The 1,113-nt window shown below is 56.3% G+C and carries 2 protein-coding genes; both read right to left on the bottom strand.

What is annotated here, in order from left to right; genetic code table 11:
• Window positions 1-186, bottom strand: a 186-nt coding sequence (locus AC27VO_RS16475) for a flagellin N-terminal helical domain-containing protein (RefSeq protein ID WP_488667799.1), incomplete at its 3' end; no start/stop codon positions are given.
• Between the two features lie 227 nt (window positions 187-413).
• A partial coding sequence (locus tag AC27VO_RS16470; RefSeq protein ID WP_488667798.1) for a flagellin occupies window positions 414-1,113 on the bottom strand: 700 nt, incomplete at its 5' end.

Genomic DNA, 1,113 nt, shown 5'->3' with positions numbered 1-1,113 from the left:
CGCCAAACCCTTCGCCTGGGCGTTCATGCGCTCCGAAATGGCCAGACCTGCTGCATCGTCCTTGGCGCTGTTCACGCGCAGGCCCGAAGACAGGCGTTGCATGGAGGTGGACAGTGTGCTGCCCGACAGGCTCAGATTGCGCTGTGCATTGATCGAAGCGACATTGGTGTTGATGGTCATGGCCATGGCAGAAATCCTCTGAACAAGCGGTTTAAACGGTGTGTGACTATTTACTCGACAAGGACTTTGTTGTCCTTTGCTTCATGTATCGGTGCGCCTGAACCAATCTTTAGGGTTTGTTATTACAAAATCTTTCAATTAGCAGAGCCGCAGACGCCATCCGGCCTGCGGCATGCAAAAAAGCCCCTGGCTTTTCAGACAGGGGCTTCGGATCTCGCAAGAGCGGATTTGGCTTATTGCAGCAGGCTCAGCACGTTCTGGGTCGACTGGTTGGCTTGCGCCACCATGGCCGTGCCCGCTTGCTGCAGGATCTGCGCACGGCTCAAGTTCGCAGTTTCCGACGCAAAGTCGGTGTCCACGATGCGGCCACGCGCTGCCGTGATGTTCTCGTTCATGATGTCGATGTTCTCGATCGTCTTCTCAAAGCGCGTCTGCAACGCACCCAGGTCTGCACGAGCCGAGTTCACCTGGTCGATGGCCGAATCAATCTTCTTCAATGCCAGCCATGCACCGTCTTGGGTCGACACATCCAGGGTTTCAATGCCTGTGGTTTCGGTACCTGCGACAGATTCCACATCGCCATCAGCAACAGCAACGGCGGTAGCGCCATTGATAGAAGCTTCCAGTGCAGTAGCACCCACAGCATCGCTGGTCAACGCGGCAGCCAAGCCTGCAACAGTAGCCACGCCTTTTTCCGACATCAGCGTCAAGGCGTAAGAGCCATCGTCCGCCTTTGCCAGGAAAGCCGTCACATTGGTATCGGCGGTCTTGGCGTTGATCGCCGCTGCAATTTGGCCCAGACGCTCTGTCGTAGAGCTGGCAGCATCGATGGCACCCAGGTTGAATTCCACGCCATCCACTTCAAAAGTGAAGTCACCGTCGTCCACTTCTGCGTAGGTCGCAGCGGTTGTCGCATCCATCCCCTCCATCTTC

This window comes from Comamonas sp. 14P8.1.4, assembly GCF_057799285.1.
Note: the sequence above shows the minus strand (reverse complement) of the source record. Positions and strands in the feature narration are given on the sequence as shown.